Here is a 24,918-nt window from a genome sequence, read left to right as displayed (position 1 = left end):
ATCTAATTATAATTTAATCTTCAAAGACCTCTATGGTCACATTCTTTTCTACTAGGTCTGTAAATTTACCTTTGTAGCGTGTTGCTTTTACTAGGTGATTATCTACCCAGTGATAATTTCCTCCTCTAGGTTTCCCCATTAAAAGGCTATGAAATTTAAACCCGTGACGGTTTAACCATTCTGTTGTTACATCTCTATGCTCTTCTGTTCTTGAAGTAAAGAAACAGATTATGTGCCCCTCATCATACCACTTGTTAAGCGTTTTTAATGCATCTGGAAAAGGCTCACAAGTACCCATACGCTCTGGCTCCTCATTTGGAACATCTTCTGTAATTGTACCATCTATATCTATAAGATAATTTTTAACACCTTCTGGAAGTACTGGACTTACGTGCTCTCCATCTTCTAACTTCTCGCTTAATAGCTTGTCTACGTCTTCTTTATTCATTGGTATCGTTTAGGTTTTTAAAATCTTCTTTACTAAATCTTACGTAGAGCGCCAGTCTATGCTCTCCAGGTTTTTTATATCTAGGGTTGTGACGCTCTATCATAGATTGTCGCATTGCCTCATCTCTTAATACTTGCATCTGGGGTTTTGTACACCAATCACAAAATATTTTTCTTACTGTAATGCTATCTATTTGTAACTGTGGCCCTACGAAGAGACGTGTGTACATTTTAAATTGTAAACTATCAATTTTATAATTTTTTGTAGGGGTTTGCGCTTTCGCGAAAGCGAAAAACAACAATCCTACTATTATAAAAATGTTACCCCTCATTAATCCAGTTACCTCTGTCTAATTGATTAAACGGCCACGGTGCTCCGTTATTTTCTATATTAGACATTGCATTATTTAAATCTGTAGGTGCTGCACTTTCTTCCATCACCATATAACGTCTCATATCTACAATGATACTCAATGGATCAATACCTATAGGACAAGCCTCAACACAAGCATTACACGTAGTACAGGCCCAAAGCTCCTCTTTTGTGATATAATCATCTAGCAATTGCTTGTTATCTGGTACAAATACACCGTTATTGCTGTCTATATTTTTACCAACTTCTTCAAGACGATCACGAGTATCCATCATAATCTTACGAGGGCTTAGTTTTTTTCCTGTTTGGTTTGCAGGGCACTCACTCGTACAACGTCCACACTCTGTACAACTGTAAGAGTTCATAAGTTGTACCCAGTTAAGATCTGTCACATCACTTGCTCCAAATTTTCCTACCTCTGCCTCTTCTGCTCCTTCTGGTGGTGCGGCAAATGGGTCTGCATTAGGATCCATCATAAGCATTACCTCATCTGTAACAGCTTGTAGATTATTAAACTCACCTTGTGGTTTAAGCTTTGCATACCAAGTGTTTGGGAATGCAAGTAAGATGTGTAAGTGTTTTGAGTAGTATAGGTAATTTAAGAAAACTAATATTCCTAAGATGTGTATCCACCAGGCAGCGCGCTCTACGATTATAAGAGCACTCTCAGACATTCCTTCAAAAAGTGGTGTTATGAAACTACTTATAGGGAAAGAGCCCATTATACTACCATCTGCAGATGCATAGTGAGCAGCTCCCATAGTTTGTAATTGTAAGTCGGCAGCATTCATTGTGAGGAAAAGCCCCATTAATACTACTTCAAAATAGAGTATGATATTACCATCAGACTTAGGCCATCCCTTCATCTCTGGTTTTAAGAATCGCTGTATTTTAATCACATTACGACGTAACCAGAAAATGATAACCGCTACAAGTACTAAAAATGCAAGAATCTCAAAGCTACCTATAAGAAAATCATATAACCCTCCTAAGAAGCTAAATACTCTGTGTGTACCAAAAAGACCATCTATAATGATCTCAAGCACTTCTATGTTTATAATGATAAAACCTACGTAAACAACAACGTGTAGAATACCAGATACTGGTCTTTTTACCATCTTGTACTGGCCTAAGGCAATCTTTGCCATATTCTTCCAGCGCTGTGGCTTGTTATCAGAACGATCTACATCTTTTCCCAGATTTATATTACGGGAAAGCTTTTTAATGTTTTTTACAAAGAAACCAACCCCAAGAACTAGGGCTACAAGGAAAATAAAATTTTGAATGTATTGCATAAAATTCGTTAGTTAAGCTCGCGCCTACTGTAACGAATCTTTAGGCGGAGTGTACGCTCCCGGTTTTTTACCAAAAAGCGAAAAATGAACATATCTCTTAGGGTTGAGCTTCATATCCTGAAGTAAGTCCCCCATCTGATTTGCTGTACGATCCAAATTTAAGTAAAGTTGCTCATCATTCAAAAGTTTACCTACGGTTCCTTCTGGAGAATTTAACTTATTAGAGATTTCTTGAAAATCTGCTATAGTCTTTTCTAAATCTGCAACCATTGTCCCCATTTGTATCTGCGACAACGAATCTGATAATGTTGCAAAATTACCACTCATTTTGTCAAGATTTGCTATGGTACGGTCTAATTTTACTTGGTTTTCTGATAATAAGGCATTTACAGACCCAGATATTCCTTTAAGCTCTCTAGAAGCTGTTGTAAAGTTTGCAATCGCGTCTCTTAAGTTTGCTCTTGTATCTCTATCTAGTACAGAATTTACGTTTACCAGAAGAGAATCTGTGTCACCTATTACCTTCTCAACTTGATTTTGTAATGGCGTAAGGCGCTCGTTTACCAGCTCCATAATACCCTCACCCATCTCACCTGGTAATGTATCTCCAGTTTTTGCATTTTGCCCTTTCTCATAATTAGGAACTATCGCTAGTGACTTACCTCCTATTAATCCTCCACCGTAGACTCTAGCAAGACTCTGGTTTGAAAACTCAAAATCTTTCTCAACCACAAACTTTACGACAAGCTTACCAGAACTGTCTGCAAAGTCTATAGATAGTACTCTACCTACTGGCAACCCATTAATAGTCACTTGTGATGAAGGTGCAAGACCTTCTACATTATCATATTTTGCGTAGAGAATTTTACTCTTATCTAGTAGATTATTTCCTTTAAGATAATTGTAGCCAAAAATAAGTAACAGCAATGCTGCAATTACTAGTATGGCGGTTTTGATTTCTTTAGACATTAATTGAGATGATGGTTATAAAAACAAATGTAGGTGAAATGTTAAAGGTCTACCTTACAGATAAGACTAATTTAACACTTGCTTAAGCTGTAACTTGTTGTTTCTTTTATCAAAAGGTACAATAAAAGCTTCATTATACCCCTTTGCTTTTGCATCTTGTAAAAATCTTCTAGCCAGTGTATAATCTGAGGTTGCTTCATAAAAATATTTATAAAGCCTTCCATCTTTAATTCGGCTCACATTCTTAAGTCCCTTAAAATTGTAAGATTTAGTCTCAAGCTTGCGCTTACTTGCTGCTAGCTGTACTTTAAAAGTAATATCTTTATAAACCTTAGATTTTTCAACACGCACAGGTTCATTAACTACAGGTGCATCTGCCGCTACGGTAATACTTTCTGTCGCTTGTATAGCCTTCTTATAATTAGTCACCGCGGTACTTATGGCCTTTGCCATCTTAACTCTCCCCGCGTTTGAGTTTAAAAATCTTCCCTCTTCATTGTTAGTAAGAAAGCCGGTCTCTACAAGTACGCTAGGCATTACAGACCTGTGTAGTACCCAGAAAGGTCCTTGCTTTACACCTCTACTACTTCTTCTCACGGCACTTGTAAATTCTTTTTCTATAAAACTCGCTAGATTTAAACTCTGGTCAAGATACTCCTCTTGCATAAGCTCTAGCCCTATCATTGTTTCTGGTTTATTAGGATCAAAGCCAGCATAGCGCTCTTCATAATTATCTTCAAGAAGGATTACCGCATTTTCCTTTTTGGCGATGCGCATATTTTTTTCATTCTTATCGATACCCATTACAAACGTCTCTGTACCCTTTGCCTGGCTAGAGTGCGAGTTACAGTGTACACTTATAAAGAGATCTGCATTTGCCTCGTTTGCGATATCTGCTCTGGTTGCTAGTGGTATAAAGACATCCTTCTTTCTAGTATAGATAACTTCTACGTCTTTTTGCTTTTCAAGTTCGGCACCTACGGCTAGTACAATGTCTAGCGCAATATTTTTTTCATAATACCCGTTTCCACGGTTTCCGCTATCGTCACCACCGTGACCGGCATCAAGCACGACCTTAAATTTCTTACTGGTTGAGGATGATTGCGCTTTCGCGAAAGCGCCATTAAAACAACTCCACACGAGCAGCCCAATGGTTAAATAAATCTTAAATGTGTCTTTTTTACGCATCCTTTGTATCAAATCTTACTCTTTTAAGCGTTAGGTATAAAATTAAACTCGTTTACTGATGTAACGTGCTGAATACGGGTGTTATTTTCAAAAAATATTTTCTAAGGCAAAAGCCGAAAAAAATATACGTAATTTTGGCACTTTAATTGATTGATATTCGCACAAAAATAGGCTAATCCCATTGCAAACAAAAACTGGACTCCTTCTTATTATCTGCTCACTTTGCTTGCTGCCACTTCTTACAGTAAATGCTCAGGACGTTCCATCCAAGAATGATGCCAGACGTGTACCGCCTCAAGACACCACGCTTATGCAGAGTGCTACAGAAGGCTTTAAGACGCTAAAAGCTCCTGTAGACACATTAACTACAAAAAACATTAGCGTAGAGGAGCTGCTTATAAAACCTCAAGACTCTGTAAAGAAAAAACCAGAAACACTTACAGATAAGGTAACCTATAAAGCTACAGACTACCAGCGCATCTCACAGCGCAAAAAGAAAATATACCTATATAACGAGGCAGAGATTCTTTATGAGGATATGAAAATTAATGCCGGAGAGATCATACTTGACTATGAGTCTAACACGGTGTTTGCAAAAGGTATAAAAGACTCTGCTGGTAATTATTCTCAAATACCCGTCTTTATACAAGGTGTAAATGAGGTACAACCAGACTCTATAAAATTTAATTTTGACACACAGCGCGCCCTCATCTATGGCTCACGCGTAGAAGGTGCTGGAGGGCAACAAATAAACCTCAAAGCCGAACGTAGTAAACGTGTAAACGACTCTGTGGTGTTTATGAGTAATGTAAAGATCACCACCTCAGAAGATCTAGACAATCCAGAATATTACTTTTATGCTAGGCGTGTAAAGTTTGTACCTGGTAAAAAGTTAGTTGCGGGTCTTACTAATATGTACATCGCAGATGTGCCTACACCTATCGGGATTCCTTTTGCTTTTTTCCCTATGGAAAAAGAGCGCAGTGTATCTGGCTTTATTGTACCTGGTGTGGGTGAGAGTAATGAGCGTGGCTACTCTGTAACAGATGGTGGTTACTACTTCTCACTAAGTGATTATTTTAATCTTGCGCTTACAGGAGATTATTATACTAATGGTAGTTATGCCATACGAGCAGATACAGAATATAAACTGCGTTATAAATTTAACGGTCGTTTTAGTTTTAGCTCTGAGCGCATCCTTTTTAGTGAGCGAGGCTTACCAGACTTTTCTGAAACAAACACCTATAACATACGCTGGAACCACTCTCAAGACACAAAATCTAGTCCTAACAGTAGGTTTTCTGCCTCTGTAAACTTAGGTAGTAGTAACTTTTATATACAATCGTTAAGTCAGGCAAACACGGGTAACTTTTTAAATAACAACTTTAGTTCTTCTGTGTCTTACTCACGTACCTTCCCAGGTACGGTACCTGTAAACCTTACGGTAGCAGCAACACACTCTCAAAACTCACAGACAGAGCAAATTACGATGTCGCTACCTACCACACAGCTTAACGTAGATAGAATCTACCCCTTTGCAGGTAAGTCTGGGTCCAAAAAAGGGCTTATTAAAAATGTAAATCTGAGCTATGCCCTACGAGCAGATAACCGTTTTAATACCACAGATGATGAGTTTTTTACCTCAGAGATGTTTGAGAGCGCTCAGACAGGTATAAGACACAGCATCCCAATCTCTACTAACTTTAAACTCTTTAACTACATAAGTGCCTCAGTAAATGGTAACTTTGAAGAGAGCTGGGTTTTTAAAACCATAGATCAGAGTTTTGATCAAGACACAAAAACAGTGGTACGCGATACCGTAAATGGTTTTGATGCCTACCGTACTTATAGAGGAGGTGTAAGCCTAGGGACAACTGTATATGGTACTTTTAACTTTAAAGAAGGTAGTAAAATACAAACCATACGCCACGTGGTACGTCCTTCTATAGGGTGGTCATACACTCCTGCCTTTAGCCAGTTTTATGACACTTATGAGCGCAACGACCCTAACGACCCATTGAGTGACGTTTTTGATGAGACTGTTGAGTACTCACGTTTTGATGGAGGTTTTTTTGGAGCACCTAGTAACCAGGTGTCTAACTCACTTTCTTTTAGTCTAGCAAATACACTTGAGGCTAAAGTGAGAAGCAAAGACAGTACAGCTACAGAGCCCCGTAAAATCAATCTAATAAACAACCTTAACATAAGGACCTCTTATAATTTTGCCGCAGAAAGTCTCAGGCTTTCTCCTATAAATGTTAATGGCTCTATACCTATTATACAAGACAAGCTAGATATCAACTTTGGTGGAAATCTAGATATCTATGCGCTTAACAGTTCTAATCAAAGAATAGATAAACTCAACATAAATAATGGTGGTAGCCTTTTTAGACTTACTTCTGGGCAAGCGAGTTTTGGTTACAGTTTTTCAAGTAGAGACTTTGAGAAAGGCGGTAAGAAAGATCCCGGTCGTAATACAGATCGTACAGAAAACTCAACCTTTGCTGGTGGTGGCCGTCCAGATGACTTACTGGGTCAAGGAGTAGATATTACCGGAAATAGAAATGCCGGAAGAGATGAACCAGATGAGGATGAGGATGAGGAAGAAAAAGAAGTAGAATTCTACACCTTTAAAGTGCCGTGGAATTTACGTTTTGGTTATCAAGTAGGTTATGCAAATAATGCCAGACAAGACCAGATAAGCACCCACTCTATTGTAATAAGTGGTGATATAAAACTAGGTAACCGCTGGACCGTAGGAGGATCTACTGGGTATGACCTTGCAAACCCTGGTATTACTTACACCTCACTTAACTTTGCAAGAGATCTTGAGAGTTGGAATATGCGTTTTAGCTGGGTACCTCCTGTAAATAATGACCTGAGTAGAACCTCGTGGAATTTCTTTATTGGGATTACCGGTAACCTGCTTAGTGATATAAAATATGACAAACGTCGTACGCCAGACCAGCAATTATAATAGAGATAGTAGTAATTACGCCTTCGCGAAAGCGTACTAAAAACCATACTAATGAAAAAAATAATCACAACTTCAAACGCCCCAGCACCTATAGGACCGTACAATCAAGCAACCCTTGTAAACGGAATGTTATATACTAGCGGGCAGATTGCCATCATACCAGCAACTGGCGAACTTTTTAAAGGAAGTATAGAAGAGGAAACTGAGCTTGTAATGCAAAGTGTAAAAGCGATTCTTACCGAAGCAGGAATGACTTTTGAAAATGTGGTAAAGACTTCCATTTTCATAAGTGATATGGAAAACTTTGGGAAGATAAACAGTGTGTATGGTAAGTACTTTAACGAGGCAACAGCACCTGCTAGAGAAACCGTAGAAGTGGCAAACCTACCTAAATACGTAAATGTAGAAATAAGCGTAATCGCCGCCGAATAATAGGTGGCTAGTCCTTAGTTCATAATCTTTACGAGCAGTTCTTTGAGTAAATCATTACTTGCAAAGGCACTTGCTCCTACTCCTTTACTTTTTACATCTACCTCTCTTATGAGGGCGATACAGGCGCTCACCTTTTTCATAGGGTAGTTACGAGCGGCGGTGATGTACTCACCTACAAAAAAGGGAGAGACTCCTAGCGTTTTTGCCACTGTAGCTTTATCCTTTTGCGGTAAGCCGTGATATTTTAATATACTTGAGAAAAGGCTAAAAAGTTGCCCCACGGTAAGTACTAGCGGGTTATCTTTTGGGTTTTGTGTAAAGTACTGTGCGATGCGCTGTGCTTTTACAACGTCTTTTTCTGAGATGGCTTTACGAAGCTCAAAAATATTAAAGTCCTTACTTATACCTATGTTCTCCTCTATGGCTTGTGGGGTAATCTCACTCCCCTTAGGTAAAATAAGCATCAGTTTATTGAGCTCATTTACTACTTTACTTAAATCGTTACCTAGGTAATCTACTAGCATTTGTGCTGCCTTAGGCTGTATGTGGTAGCCTTCATCTATTAGTACACGGCGCAGCCAGTCACCTACTTGATTTTCATAAAGCTTCTTGCTTTCATAATGCACTCCGTGAGTTTTAAGTGCTTTTGAGAGTCCTTTGCGCTTGTCTAGCTTCTTATACTTATAAGCCACAACCAGCACTGTAGTAGGCTGTGGGTTTTTTACATAATCTGCAAGCTTTTCTATTGTACGAGAGAGGTCTTGTGCTTCCTTTACAATCACCACCTGTCGCTCTGCCATCATAGGGTATCGCTTTGCATTGCTCACAATATCTTCTATAGAGACATCACGACCATAAAGTACTACTTGATTAAATCCTTTTTCGGCTTCATCAAGGAGGTTATGCTCTATGTAATCTGTGATTTGATCTATAAAATAGGGTTCCTCTCCACTTAAAAAATAGATAGGTTTTATGATCCCATTTTTAATATCGTCTACTATGTTTTTTGCGTGCTTCACCTTTGGCTTTTCCCGTAGAACTCGTACTATTGTGGTATGCAACAGCTCTCTTTTCCTGCATACTCCTTTAGGCTCAAAAATAGCGAAAACAAACCGTATATATTTGACCTCATACGCAAAAAATTCTTGGTATTAACTCCAGAAGAATGGGTGCGACAGCACGTACTACAATGGTTAACAAACGATAAGGGATATCCCATAAGTCTCATTAATGTAGAAAAAGAGATACGCGTAGGAAATACGCGTAAACGCTATGACATTGTGGTTTTTAAACCAGATGGATCTCTGTATATTATAGTAGAGTGCAAAGCGCCAAAGGTGCAAATCACTCAAGCTACCTTTGACCAGATAGCCAGGTATAATCTAGAGTTGCAAGCAGACCTGCTTATGGTTACAAATGGTCTCTCACATTACTATTGCAAAGTAGATGCTACCGCAGAGCGTTATGACTTTTTAAGAGAACTACCAGATTATAAATAACATAATGGACTTTATTGCGCTTTCGCGAAAGCGTATTAACATAAAAAAGCTTTTATTTGCACCGTGAAAATTGCAATCGTCATCCTCAACTGGAATGGTAAATCGCTACTAGAACGATTTTTACCTTCTGTAGTATCCCATAGTCCAAACGCTGAAATATATGTCGCAGATAATGCGAGTACAGATACTTCTGTTGCTTATGTTCAAGAGCAATTTAAGGAGGTTAAGATTATACAAAACTCAGAAAATGGTGGCTATGCAAAAGGCTATAATGATGCATTAAAGCATATTATGGCAGACATCTATGTACTGCTTAACAGTGACGTACAAGTTACCGAAGGCTGGCTAGAACCTGTGATTGCATTATTTGATAATCCGCTAGTAGGTGCTGTACAACCTAAAATAAAAGACCTTAAGAAGCCTACACACTTTGAGTATGCTGGTGCGGCCGGAGGCTATCTAGATGCATTTGGTTATCCATTTTGTCGCGGGCGCATTTTTGATACCTGTGAAGAAGATACGGGTCAATATAATGACACTAGGGAGGTACAGTGGGCAAGCGGAGCTTGTCTTTTTGTAAGAGCACCCTACTTCTGGCAAGTAGGAGCGCTAGACGAAACTTTTTTTGCACATCAAGAAGAGATAGATCTTTGCTGGCGTTTACGTAATATGGGATATCAAGTACTAGCGAGTGGTGCTAGTGAAGTATTGCATCTAGGTGGCGCTACACTTCCATCAGAAAATCCTAAGAAGACATTTTATAATTTTAGGAATACCTTGTTTAATGTGATGAAGAATGTAAAGGGAATAAGAGCTTTCTTTATCGTCTTTGCACGACTTTTACTTGACGGTATTGCTGGTCTAAAATACCTTTTTGCAGGAAAGCCCAAGCATTTACTTGCCATTGTAAAAGCGCACTTTAGTTTTTATTACCACTTACCATCATTACTGGTTAACCGTATGACACTCAAGCATCCTACTCCCTACGCACAGACCTTCTCAATAGTCTGGAAGTACTTTGTTCAAAAAAAGCAGTACTTTAAGGACCTGTAAGAAATCTATAAATATGTGTTAACGATGATCCACAAGCAAGTGAGTTTCGTACATTTATAAACATTTTAAAGTTAAACAACCTATGAAACGATTATTGATTGCTGGTATAGCTAGCACTTTACTCTTAACTTCTTGCGTTTCTAAAAAAGAATATGCTGCGCTAGAAGCGAGACAGCAAGAAACTCAAGACCTTTTAAACTCTGCTACGGTTAAGCTCAACGCTTGCCTTGAAGAAAAAGCAAGTGCAACCACTCGTGTAAAATCACTTGAGGAGCGAGTTGCCGAAATGAGAAATGACAAGAATGAACTTATACAAAGTTCTAAAGACCTTACGGTTCTTACTAAGCAAGGCGCTGTAAATCTTGAGAAGTCACTTGAGAGCCTTAAAGAAAAGGATCTTAAAATTAATAGACTACAAGATGCCCTTACTAAAAAGGATAGTGTAACTCTTGCTCTAGTAACCAGTCTTAAACGTGAGGTAGGTATCAATGATCAAGATATTGAGATTAATGTAGAGAAAGGTGTGGTATTTATATCACTATCTGATAAAGTACTCTTTAAGAGTGGTAGCTACCAGATTACTTCTAGAGCAGAAGAGATACTAGGTAAAGTTGCTACTGTTATAAATGGTAAGCCAGACTTTGAAGCGCTAGTAGAAGGTCATACAGATGATGTACCTTATAATAGAGGTGTCCTCATAGATAACTGGGATCTAAGTGCAAAAAGAGCAACTGCTATTGTACGTAAGCTTGTTGAGCTAGGTGCAAACCCTGCACAACTTATTGCAGCTGGACGAAGTGAGTTTGTACCACTTGTACCTAATGACACTCCAGAAAATAAATCTACAAACAGAAGAACGAAGATTTATGTACTTCCTAAGATTGATCAATTTTATAATATGATTGAGCAGGAAATGAAAAATATGTCTGAAGAAGAAGGGAACTAATCCCGATCTATTTTAACAAGATTTGACTAAAGGTTACCGTTTAACGGTAACCTTTTTTCGTTCATATACACAATTCTGACTCGACGAAAGACACGCCGAACTACCAAAACACCGATTAAATACACAAACTACACGATTAAATGTTAAAAAATCGTGTATTTCGTCGATAATCGAGAAAATAGTGTTGTTTACCGATTAAATGCTCTTACATTTGAATAACCCAATCATAAACAAGAGAACTATGAAATCAATTACACTAACTATCCTTTGCTTCTTTTTTACAGCTTTTGCTATCGCAGAAATTACTCCTGCTCAAAAACAAGCCCTTGTAGATTTATACAACAGCACAAACGGTAATGAGTGGACAAACTCTTGGGATCTTAACGATTCTCCAGAAAACTGGAAAGGTGTAACTATCTTTAGAGATCAAGTTCTTGCAGTAAGTTTAAGAGACAATAACTTAACGGGTACATTACCTGCTTCTTTAAGTAACTTAACTTCTCTTAAAGTACTTAATTTACACAACAACAAACTAGAAGGAACAATACCAGCAAGTCTTGCTACTATAAAAGGGTTAAAAACAATTAACTTATCTCTTAATAGACTAGAAGGAACAATACCTACAAATATTCTTGCAATGGGTTCACTTGAGTATTTAGATCTGTTCTTTAACCGTCTTGAAGGTTCTTTACCTGCAGATCTTTCTGGATTAAAGAAACTTAAAAGATTAAGCATTTACAGTAATGACTTAGAAGGTGAGTTACCTAGCTCAATCACAAGTCTTACTAACTTAAAAGAATTACAACTTAACAGTAATAAATTTACTGGAGAGTTACCAGAAGGAATCGCAATGTTACCATCTTTAAAGAAACTAAGTGTTTTTGATAATGATTTTAGCGGTGAGTTTCCAAACAGCATCAACACATTAAGCTTAGATGAGTTAGTTTACCACGATAACAACTTCTCTACAGTAGCATCAGACGCCCTTGCAGGCGGAGAATAAGTTACTAGTTTCATAGCTAGTAAGCCCCCCAAATCTTTTTATTAGATTTAGTTAAGAGCCTCTTCCTTTGAAGAGGTTTTTCTATTTATAGCTCTGGACTTCCTTTTCCTTCTCTTATAAGAATAGGCTCATCACCTGTAAGATCAATTACGGTAGAAGGTACATTGCCTCCATAACCACCATCTACTATTACGTCTACCCTATTTTGCCATTTCTCAAAGATGAGCTCTGGATCTGTGGTATATTCTATCACCTCATCTTCATCATAAATAGAGGTAGATACAATAGGATTACCTAGTGCACGTACAATGGCTCTTGTAATCTCATTATCTGGAACACGTATACCCACTTCCTTCTTTTTCTTAAAAGAGCTAGGCAAGTTATTATTACCAGGTAATATAAAGGTGTACGGCCCTGGTAGGGCACGTTTTAATATTTTAAAGGTCTTTGTATCTATCTGTCGCACATAATCTGAGAGATTGCTTAAATCTTCACACACAAAGGAAAAGTTTGCCTTTGCAAGCTTTATGCCCTTTATCTGCGCCACCTTTTCTAGTGCCTTTGCATTTGTGATATCACAGCCCAGTGCATATACAGTATCACTTGGGTAAATAATAAGACCACCAGCTTTTAAAATCTTTACAATTTGCTTGAGATCTTTAGGGTTTGGGTTTTCTTCGTAGAGTTTTATAAACTGTGACATAGCATAACATTTAGATAGGTTAAAATTACAAAGAATAACAGCGCCATAAAGACGCTGTGTATAATTAGGAGGTATTATGCGTCTGCGCGCTCTACTTCACTTTCTAGCTTGAGTACATTTGTACCGTCTTCTTGCTCTATGTAAAGGGCTTTGTTTCCTTCTTCGCCGTCGCGGGTAACTTCGTTTCCTTTTATGGTGCGGGTGACACTCTTTGTAAATGTAGACTGTACTTTACCCTCTGCTGTGCCATTTCCCCAGCTCCATTTTACTTTTGTTCCTTCTTTAATCATCTTGTTTTTTATTTAAAGTTAGGGTGTTTACTACAAACTCCATAAAAAACTAACGCAACCTTAACATAAAAAGCACATCTACACGTTAGTACTTAAAACTATCTTAATGAGACCGCTACACACACTCCTACTTGCTGTATTACTATCATTCTTAACAATAAACTGTTCTGATAGTGAGGAGCTAGTACCAGAAGTTATCACAGATGATGTTGTTGCAACAGATGACGGTCCTACAGAAGAAGCAGATCTAGAAGCCTTAGTACTCACAGATGTATCGTATGGTGATGACCCGTTACAGGTGTATGACATCTACCTCCCTGCTGGTCGTAAGGCAACCAGGACTAAAACCATTATCCTTATACACGGTGGTGGCTGGGTAGAAGGAGATAAGGAAGATGTTACTGCTTTTATAGACCTCGTGCAATCGCAACACCCAGACCACGCAGTGGTAAATATGAATTATGTACTGGCAGACCCTCCTAGTGTACCTGCGTTTCCTAACCAGTTTCTAGATGTGCAGGCGGTAATAGATCAACTAGATGACACCCACGAGGAGCTAAGCTTTCTTAACGAGTATGGGTTTATAGGCCTTAGTGCTGGGGCACATCTAGCTATGATGTATGATTATACCTATGATACACAAGACCAAATAAAATTTGTAGCAAACATAGTGGGACCAGCAGATTTTACAGATCCTTTTTATGCAGATGAGCCTGGTTTTGAGCAATATCTAGATGCACTTACAGATGAGAGCGCATACCCGGCAAATATAAACCTTGCCGAAGCATTAAGCCCTGCCATCGTAGCAAATGTAGATAGCAGCCCCACCCTACAGTTTTATGGTAATGAAGACCCGCTGGTACCCCTCACAAACGGGCAGCGACTAGACACAGCATTGTCTAACAATAATGTACCTCACATCTTTACAGTATATGATGGTGGTCACGGCAACTGGGACGAGACAAGTTACCTAGACGTACGTACCAAGATAGGGCAATACATAGAGCTCTACCTTGCGATAGAAGAATAAACAACTGTGTTGCGAGTAAGATGTAATGAGGCTCTTTACGCTTTCGCGAAAGCGTAACAAAAACCCTTATCACTCCTCACCTACTACTCTACAATCTTAAGTTTTGCAAAGCGCAGGAGCAGTTTTTTAAGTCCGCCGTTTTCAAAATTGATTTCAGCTTTTTGGTCTTGACCTTTGCCTTCTATACCGGCTACAATTCCTTTTCCAAAACGTATGTGCTCTACGACAGTACCTGGTTCTAGGCTACCTGCCAGTGATGGCGTAGCGCTATCTCCAGCGGCTGGACGTATCTTTCTGAGTTTACGTAGTTGATCTTGTGTAGGTGTTCCCACCTTAGGCGGTGTGCCACTTACCGGCTTCTTGAGACGCAGTTTACTCTTATCTACATCGCCAAAGATATCTGCATCTATAAGCGGTTTATAGCGGTAGCTCTCCATAGGTGTCTGGTAGTCCAGATACTTATCATCTATCTCCTCTATAAAGCGGCTAGGCTCTGCATCTACCAGTTTACCCCAGCGATAGCGAGACTCTGTGTAGGTGAGATATGCCTGCTTCTCTGCTCTAGTGAGTGCTACATAAAAGAGACGTCGCTCCTCCTCTAGCTCACTACGTGTGCTCATACTCATACCAGAAGGAAAGAGATCTTCTTCCATCCCCACGATGTATACAAATGGAAACTCCAGCCCCTTTGCAAGGTGTATAGTCATAAGTGCCACACGGTCATCATCACCCGTATCATTATCTAGTGTGGTAGCGAGCGCTACATCTTCTAGAAACTCTGCCAGCGAGCCAGTGGCATCTGCCAGCTCTTTTTGCTCTTCTACAAAGTCGCGCATACCGTTAAGAAGCTCCTCTATATTTTCTATACGAGCAATTCCCTCTGGCGTACCGTCTTTTTTAAGTTCTTGTAATAGACCTGTCTTTCTTGCAACCGTCTCTGCTACGGTAAAGGCGTCACTCTCTTCATTAAGAATCTGGAAACTCTTAATCATCGTGACAAAGTTCTTAAGCTTGGTCTGTGTACCGCGATTTATATTCATCGAGGGACCTAGCTGTTCTATTTTATCCATCACCTCAAACATAGAGCGGCCATAATGCTTTGCCGCCACCGTAAGTTTGTCTAAGGTGGTACCGCCTATACCACGGGCAGGGTAGTTTACCACACGCTTGAGTGCTTCCTCATCTTTTGGGTTAACCAGCACACGCAGGTAGCCCAGTACATCTTTTATCTCCTTGCGCTGGTAGAAGGAAAGTCCACCATAAATACGGTACGGGATGTCACGCTTGCGCAGGGCATCCTCCATTGCACGAGACTGTGCATTTGTTCTGTACAGTATCGCAAAGTCACCATTGTTAAGCTGGTGGTTCATTCTATTTTCAAAAATAGAACTTGCCACATAGCGTCCCTCCTCACCATCTGTAGGTGAGCGGTGTACGATAATCTGGCCTCCATCTTCGTTTGCCGTCCATACGGTTTTATCAAGACGGGTTTTATTTTTTTCTATCACGCTGTTTGCCGCCTCCACAATATTTTTTGACGAGCGATAGTTTTGCTCCAGGCGGTACATTGCCACATTCTCATAATCCTTCTGGAAGTTAAGAATGTTATTAATGTTTGCCCCTCTAAAGGCATATATACTCTGCGAGTCATCACCCACCACACAGATGTTTTGAAACTTATCTGAGAGTGCCTTTACAATAAGGTACTGGCTATGGTTTGTATCTTGATACTCATCTACCAGTATGTATTTAAAACGGTTTTGGTATTTATTAAGCACCTCTGGAAAGCGGTTGAGCAGCTCATTTGTGCGTAGCAGTAAATCGTCAAAATCCATCGCGCCGGCTTTAAAACAGCGATCTACATACTCTGCATAGATCTCTCCCATACGTGGGCGTTTTGCCATTGCATCTGCCTCTACCAGCTCTGGATTATTTGCATAGGCACGCACGGTGATCAAGCTATTTTTAAAAGAAGAGATACGGTTTTGTACCTGCTTGTACTTATAGATATCCTTATCTAGCTGCATCTCCTTGATAATGGCACTTATAAGACGTTGTGAGTCTTGGGTATCATAAATAGTAAAGTTAGACGGGTAGCCTAGCTTATCTGCCTCGATACGTAATATTTTGGCAAATATGGAGTGAAAAGTTCCCATCCATAGGTTTTTTGCCTCATTGTTACCCACAATACCGGCAATACGTTTTTTCATCTCACGTGCCGCCTTATTTGTAAAGGTGAGCGATAAGATATTAAAGGCATCTACCCCTTGTGACATCAAGTATGCGATGCGCATTGTGAGCACACGTGTTTTACCAGAGCCCGCGCCCGCAATCACAATAAGGGCACCATCTTTATGTAGTGTAGGTGCACGCTGGGCATCATTTAAGCCCTCAATATATACTTCTAATTTTGAATCCATAGCAGGGATCTAAATTACGGACTCCACCTGTGAATTAAAACCCAAAAAGAGACTTTTATAGCCATTTTTTTAACAATGGATATAGGTACGCTTTCGCGAAAGCGTAACACCCCACCACCCCACCTACGCCGAGACAGATAGCCGCACCACCGGCTTGCCTGTACCCAAAAAAATGATGATCTTTAAACCTCACAATCATCACCTATGCATACATTTACCTTTAACCATATAGCGCTCTCTGTGACAGATGTTGCGGCGGCTGTCGCTTTTTACCAAAAAGTCTTTGGCTTTACCGAGATAGAAAACACCGCCTCTGTCTCCCCCACTCGCTGGCTCGCGATGGGCAATGGCAAACAACTACACCTCATACCGCGCCCAGATGCCATCATAAAAACTAATAAAGCCGTACACTTTGCCCTAGCCACAGATAACCTGGGCGGTTTTATCACACACCTCAAAACCCTCGCCATAGACTACTCAGACTGGCGCGGCACGCCTACTAAAGATTATGTGCGCAATGACGGCATACAGCAGGTATACTTTCAAGATCCAGATGGCTACTGGGTGGAGGTAAATGATGATGTGTAGCCTCTCCGTTTTTTACAAGTACTTATTTTAAGAAAATATTAAGACCCGCTTTACGGAAATCCGTAACAGTGAGAGGGTTGTATGGGGTATATTAGCAATAGTGTTTATAGACTAGTTATGAGTAAGCTAAAGTAACGATAGTAAAAAAATAAAAATATATGAAATTAGAGAAGATTCTGGATAAACTCGGTTCGATAGAAAAGAACTCTTTCATTAAGATAATTGATAACATAATATCTAAAAGTCCAAAAAACGCAAAACAAATTGACAAGATTTTAAGCTCGTCAGATAAAGGTCTAAAATCTGTTGACAATCAAAATATTTCGAAAATTTTTGCTCTAACAGCAGGCGAATTTCAAGAACATATAAAATGTGAGTTTCAGGAAATCACATCACAACTAGACATTTTAATTGACATCATAATTCGCGATGGAAATTGCATAATGAAACAGGATTGGTTTTCTCGTTTATATGAAACCGAAATCAAGCATATAAAAAGTAGAATAAAAACATTAAATGCAGATTTTGAAAATGACAAATCAGAGTTAAGTGCTTCTAGGAAAAGAGACTATAAAATTTACAAAGCGTGTTTACACACTGCTTATCACAATGATGTCGAGAACAATAGAGATGCTAAAATAACTTCAGATGAATTATCAATAATACTTACACTTTCTAAACAATTAAGTCTCTCACAAGAAGAAGTAAAGTTGATTAATTATTCCATTTTACCTATTAAAAAGCTTGATATTCAAGATGTAATTAAGGGACTAAAAAATATTGGCGTTATTTTTTATTCAAATAAAGAAAATACAATCTATGTAGCTGATGAAATGGTTAGAATGCTACGAAGAGTTAGACAAAAAGAAGTAGCTGAAAAATTCTACCGTAGAACGTTAAAACTTCTTAGAGCACCAATTATTAACCAAATTGCACGCGAACATAACATTGACAGAAAATTAACCTATTCTCAAAAAATTGAAGAAATAATAAAAGAAGGTGTTTCATTTACAAGTTTACTTTCAGAAGATATTTATAAGCCAGAAAGTACGTTAACTGAAAAGAAAAAAACACTGAACGAATTGTGCGAAAAAGGCTTGAATATTCAAAATCTAAAAGGAAGTGTTCTCGAAGAAAAAATCAGCAGTCTAATTGAACATTTTGAAAGTGTTGAACGAGACGAAAAAGTTGGTATTTCCTTAGATGGATTTGAAAAACTTCTTACAGAATTAAATCAGTCGTTGCCAAAACTTAATAAACAGATAAGAGAGCAATTTGAACTTCAAGACGAATTTGTTTTAAAAGCGGATTTCTTGCTTGATTACAATATTAAACCAAGAGATATCTTAGATCTAATCGTTAAACAAGATTTAACCAAATTCATCAAAGACAATGGAATTAAACAACGTGGTGATGATATTTTAAATATACTAGAGCATTATAAAGATGTTGAGAATTTATATTTAGAGAATTATGAAAACGTTGCTTACAGGAATTTAAACCTTTTAAAGGAAAATGGAATAACTGTAAAAGAAAGTGAACTCGGTTTAAAATTTGAAGAATTGACAAAGACTATTTTTAGTGGTTTAGGTTTTAATGTGGACGAAATCTTAAAAAACAAACTAAATACTAAAAAGGATATGATGGATATTCTTTTAAACTTAGAAAACAATGAAATAATAATTGTTGAGTGTAAAACAAGTAAAGAAAGAGGTTACAACAAGTTTAGTTCTGTCTCAAGACAATTAAAATCTTACCAAAACGTAGCTTTAAAAAATGATTTACGAATTGTAAAAATTCTACTTGTTGCACCGGAGTTTAGTGATGATTTTGTTACAGATTGTGAGATGGATACAGAAATGAATTTATCACTTATAACTGCATCTACACTTTCAAACATTTCAGAGGCTTTTAAATCATCAAAGTATTCTGAATTTCCACACGTTTTATTTCGCGATATTGTGATTAATGAAGAACGAATTATAAAAGCGCTGAGTAAATAAAAAAACTAATTCCTAAAAGAGAGCTAAGTATAAACTACCTTATATTAAATGGAAAAATCTGAATCTGGCGCACCAATATATCGTTATACAGCATCCAAAAAGAATGATTTTGAGATAGCTACTGGAGGAAATTCTATACAAGAAAAATGCAGAAATTTAAAAACTGGAAGGAACTTATAAATCGGGTTTTAATAGACAGCGGAGATTTCCATAATCCAAAAACTGCAATTAATGGAGAGACAAGAATAGATACATTTAAATCTACTAAGCAGAATTCTCTAACTGAAATTCGAGCTGCATATATGGAAAATGATTTTCTAATCTATTTACATATTTTTAATCCAAGAGTTCCAGGTTATAACAAATACGTCGAAAACGAATACTTTTATTATTACGATTTTAATGATAAAAATAGTTATGGAGATCCAGGCTTAAAGTTTAATAAACAAAATACAGATGGAGTTCTATCGCTTTTAAAAACCGGTTTAAAAGGTAAAGAAGTACAATACCTTAAAGACAATAAAGTATTAAAATCTAGACTTTACATAAAAGGCGTAAATTCAAAGTTTAACTTTTCCTATACATATGATTTTTCAAAAAAAAGAGGTTTCTGGAACAGAATATTAGGTCAGAGAATCGAGAAAATGAGCGGAATAGAAAAGAGAAAGATAGATCTAGAAACTATATTCAGTGGGATTGAAATAAGCAGCTGAGTAAAAACATCCCTTCTACCCACAAACCAATAAAATGACCCATATAGCATTAACAGCTCAGAGCATCTCACTACGGCTTATAGACCTCTCAGACCTGGCAGTTATACACACACTGCATTCTCTTCCCGAGACAGATAGATACAACACGCTAGGCATCCCAAAAGATCTAGAGGAAACCAAGCATATCATCACCAGCTGGGTGGCAGCTCATAGTGGGACACCTATCACAACTTATACCTTTGCCATACTGCGTGCTACAGATCAAGAGTTCGTTGGGCTCATCGGTTTAAAATTATGGCCTCAAAAACACCGTAGAGGTGAGATATGGTATAAAATCCATCCAGACCACTGGCGCAAAGGGTATGCCACTCAGTCTGTAAACTTGGTCTTAGATTTTGGTTTTGACACACTCAAACTGCACAGAATACAAGCAGGCTGTGCCGTAGCAAATACCGGCTCTATAAAAGTGCTAGAAAAAGTAGGAATGATACGAGAAGGCCGCGGCCGTAAGGTCTTACCCCTTAAAACCGGCTGGTCAGATAATTTTGAATACTCCATACTCGACACCGATGCGCGTGGGGAGTGAGGGAGTGAGTTTTTAAGTTGAATAATATATGGCAGGTTTACTTTTCTTTTTTATTGTACTTCCACTTTCTATTATACTATTCTTATTATGGTGTTTTAGTCAGAAAAAATACTTTGCGCAGCTTTTGATTGGGCTTTGGGTTGGTATTATTATTCTCTTTATTATCTCAATCATTGCAAAACCATTCTACACCAAAAAAGTACTTGATAAAGAAGATTTTTATGGTGAATATGTTATCAACAGAGATTATTTTTCTGGAAAACAAGCAGACTGGCAATACAACAACTTCCGATTTGAAATTAAGGATAATGACTCTATCTACTTTTATGTCACAGAAGGAGAAACGATACATAAAACCTTTAAAGGAACTATTACAACCTCTAGTCCATATCAATCTGCAAGACTGTCAATTCATATGGAACAACCTAAACATCATATATTAAACTCAGACCCGACTATTTATCGTGAAGTATGGGGTTTTTTCTTAGTTTTTAATTCACCTCAGTTCAACAATATGTACTTTCGAAAAGGTAAGTGGAAGGAAATTAAGTAGTCCAAAAAATTAGACCGACTTTAAAATTGAAAACAATTTAATATCTTGATAAATTAATATAGAAGATTAAAAAATGAAGAAAATAATATTCATAATTATATCCATACTAATTTATAACAGCGGCTTTTCTCAAAATTTGACCGAAGATGATTTAATAGGAGAATGGGAATTCATAGAATTACAGGATGAGAATGGAGATAAACAAACCAAAATTCCGCTTATCCGTTTTGGAAGAGATATGGGTATTGAAAATGTAAATAGAGATAGTTACATTTTTAAAGAAGACGGAACTTATAAAAGTTTTAACCCATTAAATGTCTCTGTGGGTACTTGGTATTTCGATAAAAAAACAAAAGAAATTAACCTAGAACTTCAGATTGCACCAGACCATAAGTTTCTACATTCACTTAAAAAGGCAAAACTAGTAAAAAAAAGAAAGGACGGTTTTTACTACCAAAAACCAGTTATATGTAAAATACTTATGTACTCAGATGATGCAATGACTATTGCTGACAGAGAAAAATACGTATTAATTTATAGGCGAAAAAAATAAACCACTCTACATTTACTAACTTTATAAAATGCACAACAAACCATCTATAGTACCACTTGCCATCTACGGCATCACAGCGTTTCTGGCACTTGTGACGCTCTTAGACTTTGCATTGCCTGGCAAGATGTATACAGAAGAGGTCACTCGTGTACAAAAAAAGAAACAGCGGTATTATAACGCGGGTGGCAACTCACACAACTCTTATGAGGTTGTTACGCCAAAACACCAATTTTCGGTAGAAGAGGATATTGCAAAGTCTGCAGAAGGTAAATCAATGAGCTATACCGTCTCTTTACTATTTCAAGAAGTCAATAGCTATAGCATACTCCCGTCGCAAGATCGCAGCATTTACTCGTTTAGGCTTATATCTGGGTTTGTGCTTCCGCTGCTGTTGTTGCTAGCCATTGGTATTAAATTTCGCTTTAAGAAGGACCTCAGCATCTTGCTTTTTGTGCTTCAGCTGCTTGTGGTGGGTAATTTTATATGGTTACTCTTCTGGTAAATGAGTTTTAAGGGTGTGAATTCTGCTTTCGCGAAAGCGTAATGCCCCCTATTATACAGCTTGTAAAAAGCACTTAGCCTCGCCGCCCAAATACGATTTATTAAAAAAAACACTATCTTACATATTAATATACAGACTTTTAGCGTTTGTATATGAAGTAACATCCCTATGTACTACAATTTTTATCCAAACATCTAAGTTGTAGTTAGTAATACCGAGATCTATACCAAGGGTCAATCAAACAAATATGTCCATTTAAAATGTGCGCACTGCTACGGCAACTGCGACGGGCTATTAGTTTGTAATCTTTAAAAACCCTTATATATGAAAACTTCACAAATCAAAGTGTTAGCGATCTTGCTATTTCTCTTTCTGTATGCCTGTGCAGATGATGATGACAACACCACAACGACCACCACTACCCCAGCCGATGATGATCCCATAGCCCTTACAGATCAAACCGCCCAGCTCATTACAGAGTGGAGCGACCTCTGGGTGAGCATAGACCAGTTTACTAATAATATGCGCCCTAACACCATCACACGCTCCCTAGCCTACATACACCTTACGGGCTACGAGACCGCCGTGCCTTTTATGGATGGCTATACCTCAAATAATGAGAGACTAGACGAGCTGGATGTAGATATAAATGAGCTTGAGGATAATGTAAATCTAGATCTTGCACTTAACCGAGCATATGCTATTGCGTTTGATCATTTTATGTTTAGCATATCGCCAGAGGCACGTGGTGATGTCTTTAGATTTAGAAATAACAAAGAAGAAGAGCTGGAGCAAGGCCTTAGTGAAGATGTGATAGACAACTCTAGAAGATGGGGAAGACACGTGGCAAGACGTGTTATTGCATACAGCGAGACAGATGAGGCTGGTGAAGAGCAAGTGCGAGATCAAACTCCGGCAGACTATGTAGCTCCCGTAGGTGATGGCCTCTGGGCGGCTAGTGATGATGAGGATGCGTGGTTTCCGTACTGGAGAGAGGTGCGCGCCTTTGTGATAGAACCAGAAGAAACGAGTAGTACAGACTTTAGCTCCTTACTTACTTATAGTGAAGACGCAACAAGTGACTACTATATGAGTATGAGTTCTGTAAATACCATTGCCACCGCCGCTGCAAATGGAGATGATGAAAACCTATGGATTGCCGAGTTTTGGGCAGATGATGTAGAGGGTATTATGATAAGCCCACCTGGAAGACAGTTTTCTATCGCAAATCAACTTATAGAGCAATATGACCTTGATTTTGACCAAACTTTGGAGTTATTATTACGTCTTAGTTTTGCTATAAATGACGCAGCCGTGTCTGCTTGGGATGATAAGTACACGTATAACACGCAGCGACCTAGCACCTACATTAATGAGTTTATAGATGAAGACTTTACGACTAATCTTGCGAGATTTGTGGTGGCGCCTAATCCGGCTTTCCCTAGTTATCCTTCTGGCCACGCAACATTTGCAGGAGCAGCTGGAGGGGTATTTATAGACTTTTTTGGCACAGATGCTATAGACTTTACAGACAACACCTACCTAGGTTTTGATTACATTATAGATTTTATAGGTACGCCACGTAGTTATACCTCGTTCAGCGAGATGGCTTCAGAAAATGCTTTTTCTAGAGTACCGCTGGGAGTACATATACAAGAGGACTCAACAGAGGGATTACGCCTGGGCTATGAAATCGCAAATGCTGTAAATGCACTAGATCTTTCTAATTAAAAAACAGCCGCCGGCTTAGCACTATATTAAACTACAACCACTGTAATGTCCTATTGCAGTGGTTTTTTTTACGCTTTCGCGAAAGCGGACACCTACACAATGCTAAAAAAATGCTAAACTCCCTTTAAAACAACCTCACCACTACACCGGCTATTACATTTGCGCCTTATACTCACAGCAAACAACAACCTTATGACTTTAAAAACGACGCTAGGCATTCTTATTGCCCTTATATGCATATCGTGTAATAACACAACGAAGCAAACCCCAATAACAACCGAAAATGTTGTAAAAGAAGAAACACCCACTTTTACAAATAAAGGCCACCAGCTTGTATACACAATGATGCAAGAAGTAGGCGACTATGCTACGCTAGCTGCAAAAAATGATGTTGTTTATACCTACACGTATCAAACGCCAGACGGGCAAAAGGACGTCTCTACAGAGAAATACATCTTTGACGGTGAGTACTCTTATGGATTATACAACACCCACCAGCGCACACTTCCAGAACTAGAAGGCACCATAGAGCAAGGGTATGATGGTAAGGAATACTGGCTTAAAAATGATGGAACCATAATTACAGATGAGGCTGCGCTTAAGCGTGTAGCCTTTAACAGACCTACTAACTACTACTGGTTTACAATGATGCAAAAACTAGGAGATCCAGGTCTTGTGTATGAATATGTAAAACAACAAACGGTAAACAACATTAACTACGATGTGGTAAAAGTAAGTTTTGAAAGCACTGGAGATAAACCTCAAGATATCTACCAACTGTACATCAACCCTGAGACAAAACGTGTAGATCAATTTTTATTTACAGTGGTAGACTTTGGCGTGACAGACCCTTACCTTATGGAGGTAAGCTATGACGAAGTAGATGGTTTACAAATCCCTACAAAGCGTCGTTACAAAAAATCAGATTGGGACGCTACGGTTACAGATGCACCGTGGATCACAGTAGACTGGACAGATATCACCTTTGATAATGGTCTAGAAAAAAGCTTATTTGTAAAATAATAGATAGGCAGTCAACTAAGATTTGACACTTTTTTGACAGT

At 38.3% G+C, this 24,918-nt stretch carries 26 protein-coding genes; 16 read left to right on the top strand and 10 right to left on the bottom strand.

Annotated elements, in window-relative coordinates; translation table 11 throughout:
* Positions 1-13 precede the first annotated feature (13 nt).
* From ACJJVM_RS13490 to ACJJVM_RS13470, 5 genes are all read right to left on the bottom strand, one after another.
* The gene (locus ACJJVM_RS13490) at positions 14-448 is read right to left on the bottom strand and encodes a phosphoheptose isomerase (RefSeq protein WP_298348385.1); all 435 of its coding nucleotides are present in this window, start codon (positions 446-448) and stop codon (positions 14-16) included.
* Positions 441-779, bottom strand: a complete 339-nt coding sequence (locus tag ACJJVM_RS13485; RefSeq protein ID WP_298348383.1) for a hypothetical protein — start codon at positions 777-779, stop codon at positions 441-443. The genes ACJJVM_RS13490 and ACJJVM_RS13485 overlap by 8 nt, the downstream gene beginning before the upstream one ends.
* The gene (locus ACJJVM_RS13480; protein WP_298348380.1) at positions 769-2,115 is read right to left on the bottom strand and encodes a 4Fe-4S dicluster domain-containing protein; all 1,347 of its coding nucleotides are present in this window, start codon (positions 2,113-2,115) and stop codon (positions 769-771) included. The genes ACJJVM_RS13485 and ACJJVM_RS13480 overlap by 11 nt, the downstream gene beginning before the upstream one ends.
* Before the next feature lie 24 nt (positions 2,116-2,139).
* Complete coding sequence (locus tag ACJJVM_RS13475; RefSeq protein WP_298348378.1) at positions 2,140-3,084, bottom strand: MlaD family protein; 945 nt, start codon at positions 3,082-3,084, stop codon at positions 2,140-2,142.
* Positions 3,085-3,150: 66 nt separating this feature from the next.
* Positions 3,151-4,272 carry an N-acetylmuramoyl-L-alanine amidase gene (locus ACJJVM_RS13470; protein WP_405211973.1) on the bottom strand — a complete coding sequence of 374 codons (1,122 nt, stop codon included), beginning with the start codon at positions 4,270-4,272 and terminating at the stop codon, positions 3,151-3,153.
* A 181-nt stretch (positions 4,273-4,453) separates the two neighbouring features.
* Between ACJJVM_RS13470 and ACJJVM_RS13465 the strand changes: the two genes are divergently transcribed.
* Together ACJJVM_RS13465 and ACJJVM_RS13460 are read left to right on the top strand one after the other, a co-directional pair.
* A complete protein-coding gene (locus ACJJVM_RS13465) occupies positions 4,454-7,249 on the top strand; it encodes a putative LPS assembly protein LptD (RefSeq protein WP_405211972.1) in 2,796 nt (931 codons plus the stop codon).
* Positions 7,250-7,300: 51 nt separating this feature from the next.
* Positions 7,301-7,681, top strand: a complete 381-nt coding sequence (locus tag ACJJVM_RS13460; RefSeq protein WP_021778721.1) for a Rid family detoxifying hydrolase — start codon at positions 7,301-7,303, stop codon at positions 7,679-7,681.
* Between the two features lie 14 nt (positions 7,682-7,695).
* Here ACJJVM_RS13460 and holA read toward each other — a convergent pair whose 3' ends face one another.
* Positions 7,696-8,700, bottom strand: coding sequence for a DNA polymerase III subunit delta (gene holA, locus ACJJVM_RS13455; protein WP_299148279.1), 1,005 nt, complete (start codon positions 8,698-8,700; stop codon positions 7,696-7,698).
* Positions 8,701-8,736: 36 nt separating this feature from the next.
* Between holA and ACJJVM_RS13450 the strand changes: the two genes are divergently transcribed.
* The 4 genes from ACJJVM_RS13450 to ACJJVM_RS13435 all read left to right on the top strand — a co-directional run bounded on the left by ACJJVM_RS13450 (position 8,737) and on the right by ACJJVM_RS13435 (position 12,182).
* Entirely contained in the window at positions 8,737-9,180 is a 444-nt protein-coding gene (locus ACJJVM_RS13450) for a type I restriction enzyme HsdR N-terminal domain-containing protein (protein ID WP_298348369.1), read from the top strand.
* Positions 9,181-9,243: 63 nt separating this feature from the next.
* Complete coding sequence (locus tag ACJJVM_RS13445) at positions 9,244-10,233, top strand: glycosyltransferase family 2 protein (RefSeq protein ID WP_405211971.1); 990 nt, start codon at positions 9,244-9,246, stop codon at positions 10,231-10,233.
* 82 nt (positions 10,234-10,315) lie between these two features.
* Positions 10,316-11,179, top strand: coding sequence for an OmpA family protein (locus ACJJVM_RS13440; protein WP_298348365.1), 864 nt, complete (start codon positions 10,316-10,318; stop codon positions 11,177-11,179).
* Positions 11,180-11,420: 241 nt separating this feature from the next.
* On the top strand, positions 11,421-12,182 hold the full coding sequence (locus ACJJVM_RS13435) for a Two component regulator three Y domain protein (protein ID WP_405211970.1): 762 nt from the start codon (positions 11,421-11,423) through the stop codon (positions 12,180-12,182).
* A gap of 85 nt (positions 12,183-12,267) precedes the next feature.
* Here ACJJVM_RS13435 and ACJJVM_RS13430 read toward each other — a convergent pair whose 3' ends face one another.
* Both ACJJVM_RS13430 and ACJJVM_RS13425 read right to left on the bottom strand, forming a co-directional pair.
* A complete protein-coding gene (locus ACJJVM_RS13430) occupies positions 12,268-12,885 on the bottom strand; it encodes an L-threonylcarbamoyladenylate synthase (RefSeq protein WP_405211969.1) in 618 nt (205 codons plus the stop codon).
* 74 nt (positions 12,886-12,959) lie between these two features.
* Positions 12,960-13,175, bottom strand: a complete 216-nt coding sequence (locus ACJJVM_RS13425; RefSeq protein ID WP_021778714.1) for a DUF2945 domain-containing protein — start codon at positions 13,173-13,175, stop codon at positions 12,960-12,962.
* A gap of 106 nt (positions 13,176-13,281) precedes the next feature.
* Here ACJJVM_RS13425 and ACJJVM_RS13420 point away from each other — a divergent pair, with 106 nt between their 5' ends.
* A complete protein-coding gene (locus ACJJVM_RS13420; RefSeq protein ID WP_405211968.1) occupies positions 13,282-14,205 on the top strand; it encodes an alpha/beta hydrolase fold domain-containing protein in 924 nt (307 codons plus the stop codon).
* Between the two features lie 83 nt (positions 14,206-14,288).
* On the opposite strand, the gene ACJJVM_RS13415 is transcribed toward ACJJVM_RS13420, so the two are convergent.
* Complete coding sequence (locus ACJJVM_RS13415; RefSeq protein WP_298348356.1) at positions 14,289-16,625, bottom strand: ATP-dependent helicase; 2,337 nt, start codon at positions 16,623-16,625, stop codon at positions 14,289-14,291.
* Between the two features lie 55 nt (positions 16,626-16,680).
* The gene (locus tag ACJJVM_RS13410; RefSeq protein WP_405211967.1) at positions 16,681-16,824 is read right to left on the bottom strand and encodes a hypothetical protein; all 144 of its coding nucleotides are present in this window, start codon (positions 16,822-16,824) and stop codon (positions 16,681-16,683) included.
* 5 nt (positions 16,825-16,829) lie between these two features.
* Between ACJJVM_RS13410 and ACJJVM_RS13405 the strand changes: the two genes are divergently transcribed.
* The 9 genes from ACJJVM_RS13405 (at position 16,830) to ACJJVM_RS13365 (ending at position 24,877) form a co-directional block, all read left to right on the top strand.
* The gene (locus ACJJVM_RS13405) at positions 16,830-17,213 is read left to right on the top strand and encodes a VOC family protein (RefSeq protein ID WP_405211966.1); all 384 of its coding nucleotides are present in this window, start codon (positions 16,830-16,832) and stop codon (positions 17,211-17,213) included.
* Between the two features lie 158 nt (positions 17,214-17,371).
* A complete protein-coding gene (locus ACJJVM_RS13400) occupies positions 17,372-19,216 on the top strand; it encodes a hypothetical protein (protein ID WP_405211965.1) in 1,845 nt (614 codons plus the stop codon).
* Between the two features lie 146 nt (positions 19,217-19,362).
* On the top strand, positions 19,363-19,929 hold the full coding sequence (locus ACJJVM_RS13395; protein ID WP_405211964.1) for a hypothetical protein: 567 nt from the start codon (positions 19,363-19,365) through the stop codon (positions 19,927-19,929).
* A gap of 34 nt (positions 19,930-19,963) precedes the next feature.
* The gene (locus ACJJVM_RS13390) at positions 19,964-20,515 is read left to right on the top strand and encodes a GNAT family N-acetyltransferase (protein ID WP_405211963.1); all 552 of its coding nucleotides are present in this window, start codon (positions 19,964-19,966) and stop codon (positions 20,513-20,515) included.
* A 124-nt stretch (positions 20,516-20,639) separates the two neighbouring features.
* Complete coding sequence (locus tag ACJJVM_RS13385; protein WP_405211962.1) at positions 20,640-21,068, top strand: hypothetical protein; 429 nt, start codon at positions 20,640-20,642, stop codon at positions 21,066-21,068.
* A gap of 73 nt (positions 21,069-21,141) precedes the next feature.
* On the top strand, positions 21,142-21,621 hold the full coding sequence (locus tag ACJJVM_RS13380) for a lipocalin-like domain-containing protein (protein ID WP_405211961.1): 480 nt from the start codon (positions 21,142-21,144) through the stop codon (positions 21,619-21,621).
* Positions 21,622-21,649: 28 nt separating this feature from the next.
* Positions 21,650-22,123, top strand: coding sequence for a hypothetical protein (locus tag ACJJVM_RS13375; RefSeq protein ID WP_405211960.1), 474 nt, complete (start codon positions 21,650-21,652; stop codon positions 22,121-22,123).
* A gap of 324 nt (positions 22,124-22,447) precedes the next feature.
* Positions 22,448-23,854, top strand: a complete 1,407-nt coding sequence (locus ACJJVM_RS13370) for a vanadium-dependent haloperoxidase (protein WP_405211959.1) — start codon at positions 22,448-22,450, stop codon at positions 23,852-23,854.
* 192 nt (positions 23,855-24,046) lie between these two features.
* Positions 24,047-24,877: a DUF6503 family protein gene (locus ACJJVM_RS13365; RefSeq protein WP_405211958.1), complete on the top strand. Its 831-nt coding sequence runs from the start codon at positions 24,047-24,049 to the stop codon at positions 24,875-24,877.
* Positions 24,878-24,918 lie beyond the last annotated feature (41 nt).

It is taken from the genome of Dokdonia sp. Asnod2-E02, assembly GCF_045063915.1.
GTDB lineage: Bacteria > Bacteroidota > Bacteroidia > Flavobacteriales > Flavobacteriaceae > Dokdonia.
Note: the sequence above shows the minus strand (reverse complement) of the source record. Positions and strands in the feature narration are given on the sequence as shown.